Source organism: Planctomycetota bacterium (assembly GCA_038746835.1).
In the GTDB taxonomy this organism is placed as follows: domain Bacteria; phylum Planctomycetota; class Phycisphaerae; order Tepidisphaerales; family Tepidisphaeraceae; genus JBCDKH01.
The window spans coordinates 1-5,570 of record JBCDKH010000220.1 but is presented as its reverse complement, the minus strand read 5'-3'; the positions used below and the strand labels follow the sequence as shown (position 1 = coordinate 5,570).

Genomic DNA, 5,570 nt, shown 5'->3' with positions numbered 1-5,570 from the left:
GTGAGGATCCTGAAGGGCTCTTTCCCTGCATTCTCGGCCATGAGGGCTGCGGCGTTGTGGAGGAAGTGGGCAAGGGCGTCACATCCGTGAAACCCGGGGGCGGCTGCCAAGACGAGTGACCGACGATCACGCCACAACGCGTCCTGCAGATGCAGCCAACACGGTCTACCTGGTTCCAGCTAGACAGCATCCGATGAATCGGGCAGCGTCGCAGCCGTATCGGTGATTGCGATCCCGGTGATTGCGTCAAGGGACGTCAGCACCGACGTCTTCTTCAGCAAAATGCTAACTCGATTATTGCCGTCTTCGTCGGGGTCGAATGCGAGGTTTTCAGGGTGCCGGACCTGAAAGCGATCCCCGTTTTCAAGCCCGACGAGGAACGGGTTGAACGGCTGTTGCCGCATCGCTTCGAGCAATGCGATCCGATTCGAATTCGCCCGATCGCTCATTACCGTACTTTACACCAACATCCGCAACGCGTCTACCAGCGCTTCCCGCTCGGCCGCCTGAACTCGAGCCGCAAGCGACTCGGCAGAATCGCCCTCTTCCACCGGCACGACCCGCTGGTCGATGATCGGCCCGGTGTCGAGCCCGTTATCGACGAAATGCACCGTGCAACCCGTCACCTTGCAGCCACGGGCCAGCACCGCCTCGTGGACGTGTCGGCCGTACATGCCCTTGCCGCCGAAGGCCGGCAGCAGGCTCGGATGCACGTTGATGACCCGCTTGTCCAGCCACGCCGGCGGCAGGACGAGGCGGTTCATCCAGCCCGCCAGCACCAGCCGATCGAGCTTCGCCTCATCGAGCTTCGCGAACACGGCCTTCGAGTGGCTCATCACTTCAAGATGATCGCGGCGATCGACCACGTCACACGGCACGCCCGCCTGCTCGCACCGGGCGATCCCGCCGACGTCGCGTCGGCTGGAAAGCGCCTGCACGATCTCGATACCTGGTAGCCGGCCGTCGCGGGTGGCGTCGATGAGGTTCTGCAACGTCGTGCCACCGCCGCTGAAGAGGACCGCAATCCGCATGGCCGGACTGTACCGCCTCGCTGCTGCTGGCCGATGTCGAAGAAGTGTCCGCGGCAGCGCGTGGCACGCGCCGTCCCATGCCCACGCCACGCCTCCTGCTGCTCGACGACGATCGCCTCCTGCGGCGGTCGCTCGCGCAGCTTCTTCGTGACGATGGGTACGACGTCGCCGACGCAGCTGGTGCCGACGACGCTTTCGCCCTCCTGGCCGACCAGCCGGCTCAGCTCGTCGTCGCCGATCTCGCTGCCGCCGGCAGTGGTTTCCTGCGTCGGCTGTCGCGGGATCACCCTGAAACCTTCAGCATTGTCCTCACCTCGTTCGGCTCGATTCGAGACGCCGTCGCGGCGACGCGTGCCGGGGCATTCAACTATCTCGTCAAGCCGATCGTCGACGACGAGATCCGCGACGCCGTCCGCCGAGCCCTGTCGCAGCAGACCTTGCTGCACGACAACCGTCGGCTGCAGCGCGAGCTCGATGACGCGCTCGGCCTGGGCGATCGGGCCGGCATCGTCGGGAGCGATCGGCGGATGGTTGAGGTCTTCGAAACCGTCGCCCGCGTCGCCGACACGCCGACCACCGTCCTCGTCCGCGGTGAAAGCGGCACCGGCAAGTCAAAACTCGCCCGCGCGATCCACCAACTCAGCGGCCGACACGCCGGGCCGTTCGTCGAAGTCGCCTGCGGCGCGTTGCCAGACAACCTGTTGGAGGCCGAGCTGTTCGGTCATGTGAAGGGTGCCTTCACCGGCGCCGACCGCGATCGCGAAGGTCGACTCGCCGCCGCGGAGGGTGGCACGCTCTTCCTTGACGAGATCAACTCCGCCCCGCTGGCGATGCAGGTGAAGCTGCTCCGCGTGTTGCAGGAACGGATCTACGAGCCGCTGGGCTCGAACAAGCCGGTTCGAGCCGACGTGCGGTTCGTCGTCGCCAGTAACGCCGACCTCGGCGAACTCGTCCAGGCCGGCCAGTTCCGAGAGGACCTGTTTTACCGAATCAACGTCGTTTCCGTGGAATTGCCACCCTTGCGGGATCGGGCCGGCGACGTGCCACTGCTGGCCGACCACTTCCTCGGCCGGTTCAAGGAACGCCTCGGCCGTGACCTTGCGGGGTTCACTCCGGGTGCCGTCGACGCGCTGGGCAGATACGACTGGCCCGGCAACATCCGCGAGCTCGAGAACGCCATTGAACGCGCAGCCGTGCTGTGCCGATCGCTGGACATCGACGTCGATGACCTGCCCGAGCCGATCCGAGCCGCCGCACTGCACCAGCCGCCGATGCTCGACGTCTCGGCCGACCTCGAAAAAGTGCTCGATCTTCCCTTGAAAGACGCGATGGAAGCCCTCGAACGCCCTGTCCTGCTGGCGGCCCTAGAGCGGCACGACTGGTCACGCCAGAAGACCGCCGCGGCGCTGGGCATCAACCGGGCGACGCTCTTCAAGAAGATGCGCCGCTTCAAGCTCGACGTACCAGCCTGAAAACAAGCGAAACTCAAAGGAAAAGCCGCACCCGAGGGATCGGGTGCGGCTGATTCTCGCTTAGCTGAAGACGCTTACGCCTCAACCAGCTCACCATCGGGCGATTCGACCGGGTCCTCGTCGTAGCCCTCGGCTTCCTCCGCCAAACGCTTGGTCAGACCCTTGGCTTCGAGCACCTTGTGCCGGATTTCCTCACAAAGATCCGGGTTTTCGTGCAAGAAGTTCTTCGAGTTCTCCCGGCCCTGCCCCAGGCGGGTGTCGCCGTAGTTGAACCAGGCACCGCTCTTGTTGACGATGTCCTCGTTCACGGCAAGGTCCAGCAGATCACCCTCGTAGCTGATGCCGCGGTCGAACATGATGTCGAACTCGGCATCGCGGAATGGGGGAGCGATCTTGTTCTTGACCACACGCGTCCGCGTCCGGTTCCCGACCGCCGTGTCGCCGTCCTTGATGCTGCCGGTGCGGCGGACGTCGATGCGGATCGAGCTGTAGAACTTCAAGGCCCGGCCACCCGGCGTGGTCTCGGGGCTGCCGAACATGACGCCGATCTTCTCGCGTATCTGGTTGATGAAGATGACCATGCACTTGCTGCGGTTGATCGCACCGGTCAGCTTGCGAAGCGCCTGACTCATCAGCCGAGCCTGTAGGCCGACGTGGGTGTCGCCCATCTCACCCTCGATCTCCGCCCGTGGAATCAGGGCCGCAACCGAGTCGACGACGATGACGTCGACCGCGTTGGAGCGGACCAGCAGCTCGCAGATCTCCAGCGCCTGCTCGCCCGTATCGGGTTGACTGACAAGCAGTTCGTCCAGCTTCACGCCCAGCCGCTTGGCCCACGTCGGGTCGAGGGCGTGCTCGGCGTCGATGAAGGCGCACACGCCATTCTGCTTCTGGGCTGACGCGATGGTGTGCAGGGCCAGCGTCGTCTTGCCGGACGATTCCGGTCCATAAACCTCGATAATTCGACCTTTTGGCATGCCCGCCCCACCCAGGGCGATGTCGAGGCTGAGGCTCCCGGTGGGGATGCCGTCGATGGGCTGCGGATCGCCGTCGAGCTTCATGACAGAGCCCTTGCCGAACTGGCGCTCGATCTGCTGCACGGCCCGGCCGAGGGCGGTGCCCTTGGCGGAGGCGTCTGCACGGAGGGAGGCGACGTCTTCGACCGACATGCGCGCGGTCGACTTGGAAGATGCCTTTGGCATTTACGAACCTTTCGTGCCGGGTGTCTGCCCGCTCGCGTACGCCGAAGTCGTTGATGGACAAGGCGTGCCCGGGCCAGCCGGCGAGAATGTCGTGACCTGGTGGTGATCGGCAGTGCATCCAGTTGCACGGGGCGGCCCGTGGGGAGCGACGCGCGAGACGTCACCTGCCACGGGTGGCCCACACCGATGCCGGGCTGGACAGAGGTCACGCCGCCTGGGCCCGGAAGGCTCCAGGTTAGGGAATCGATCGGGGAACGCAAGCTCGAAAATCGACCGAACGTCGATTTTGTCTTAGCCGGCCTAGCGGGCCCCGTTGTAAAGGTAGAGCACGCGCGGGCTCGTCGCCTCGTGCAACAGCTCGACGGCTAGGCTTTTCGCCGATTCTCCCTGAAGATCGAGCGATTTCGCCTCAGCCAAGCCGATCTGCTCCAGCACCGTCGGAGGCCTGCCGAAGCGGACGACCTTCGGATTCTGCAGGCCGGCTAAGGCCGCGGCGGAGCCGGTCGCGTCGCTGATCATGCCGATCTTGTCGACCAGCCCCAGCTCCAGCGCCTGCTCGCCGACGAAGACGGCTCCGCTCGCCACCTCGTCGACGCTCGAACCGGCCTCTCTGATCTTCGAGCCACGACCCGCCTCCACGACGTCGCGGAAGATGTCGTACTGCTTGTTTAACAACGACTTGACGTCCGCCAAGTCCTCGTCGTCCGGCTCCTCGAAGGTGTCCAGAAACGCCTTCCGCGGCGAGCCGTCGGCGACGATCGTCTGGAACCGAATCCCTGTTTTTTTCGCAAAACCGGACAATTGCGGGTACTGGATCAGCACGCCGATGCTGCCCGTGATGGTCGTCTCCTCGGCAACGATCTCGTCGGCCGCACAGGCCACGTAGTACCCGCCGCTGGCGGCGACATCGTCGAAGTGGGCGACGATCGGCAGATTCGGTCGATTTTCCTTGAGTCTGAGCAGATTCTCGTAGATCTGGTTGGAGTCCGTCACCGTCCCGCCTGGCGAGGAGACGTGCAGCACGACCGCCTTGATGTTCGTATCCTCTTCTGCGGCAGCGACATAGCGAGCAATTGCCGACTCGGTCTCGTCGATGATCAGGCCATTGACGGGAATGATCGCGATGACCTGGTCGCTGGCACCCGATTGGACCGTCTGCTTGACCACGCGATTCATCGGCGACGAGCCCGCCCCGGCACCGGCGATCGTGCCGATGAGGACGATCCCGCCGAGGAGGATGCCGCCGAAGACGACGATCGCGCCGACGACGAAAAGGGCCGTCCGCAGGCCGCTACGACGCCGTTGGGGCGGCGGTGGGAACCCGCCGAATCCCGGCGGCGGCGGAAAAAGACCGGGCGGCGGCGGTGGTATGACCCCGCCAGCACCCAACGGCGGCGCACCGCCCGGCAAACCCGTCGGCGGCGAGCTGGGCGAACTGGCGGACATCGCCGGCGACCCCGGCGGGCGAAGGACGCCGCGCGGATCGATCGGCGGCGAGCCACCCTCTGGCGGCGGCGGAGGCGGCGGTGCGGACGACGACATGCCCGACGCTACGTCGGCCCGCCGAAAAGTTCGGCCCACGCCGCGACTTCCGCCGTTGTCGGCGCTTGTCACCTCCGGATAACTTGTTCAAACGGCCATCTAAAAACACCGCCCGACTTTCTCCTCACCCCAACGCATCATGTCCCGCCGCCTCAGCTCCATCGCTCTCGCTTCCGTCGTCGCCATCGCAGGCGTTTCCGTCGTGCCGCACATCCGCTCTGCTCCCGCGGCGGTCATGCAGGAGTCGACGTCTTATGAGATCGACTCGCTTCACTCGACCATTGTCTTCAGTGCGCTCTACATGGGCCAGAGCCCGTTCTATG

At 65.0% G+C, this 5,570-nt stretch carries 6 protein-coding genes and 1 pseudogene; 3 read left to right on the top strand and 4 right to left on the bottom strand.

Annotation, left to right across the window (positions count from 1 at the left end):
• A pseudogene (locus tag AAGI46_15320) lies at positions 1-98 on the top strand (alcohol dehydrogenase catalytic domain-containing protein).
• Between the two features lie 81 nt (positions 99-179).
• Here AAGI46_15320 and AAGI46_15315 read toward each other — a convergent pair.
• Both AAGI46_15315 and purN read right to left on the bottom strand, forming a co-directional pair.
• Complete coding sequence (locus AAGI46_15315; protein MEM1013576.1) at positions 180-449, bottom strand: hypothetical protein; 270 nt, start codon at positions 447-449, stop codon at positions 180-182.
• A 9-nt stretch (positions 450-458) separates the two neighbouring features.
• Entirely contained in the window at positions 459-1,031 is a 573-nt protein-coding gene (purN, locus tag AAGI46_15310) for a phosphoribosylglycinamide formyltransferase (GenBank protein ID MEM1013575.1), read from the bottom strand.
• Between the two features lie 77 nt (positions 1,032-1,108).
• Between purN and AAGI46_15305 the strand changes: the two genes are divergently transcribed.
• Positions 1,109-2,503 (top strand): sigma-54 dependent transcriptional regulator, encoded by a 1,395-nt coding sequence (locus AAGI46_15305; GenBank protein ID MEM1013574.1) that lies wholly within the window; start codon positions 1,109-1,111, stop codon positions 2,501-2,503.
• A 74-nt stretch (positions 2,504-2,577) separates the two neighbouring features.
• Here the strand turns inward: AAGI46_15305 and recA are convergent, their stop codons facing one another.
• Entirely contained in the window at positions 2,578-3,672 is a 1,095-nt protein-coding gene (recA, locus tag AAGI46_15300; GenBank protein ID MEM1013573.1) for a recombinase RecA, read from the bottom strand.
• Positions 3,673-4,005: 333 nt separating this feature from the next.
• Entirely contained in the window at positions 4,006-5,247 is a 1,242-nt protein-coding gene (gene sppA / locus AAGI46_15295) for a signal peptide peptidase SppA (GenBank protein ID MEM1013572.1), read from the bottom strand.
• A 139-nt stretch (positions 5,248-5,386) separates the two neighbouring features.
• Here sppA and AAGI46_15290 point away from each other — a divergent pair.
• Positions 5,387-5,570: hypothetical protein (locus tag AAGI46_15290; protein MEM1013571.1), on the top strand; the 184-nt coding region annotated here is incomplete at its 3' end.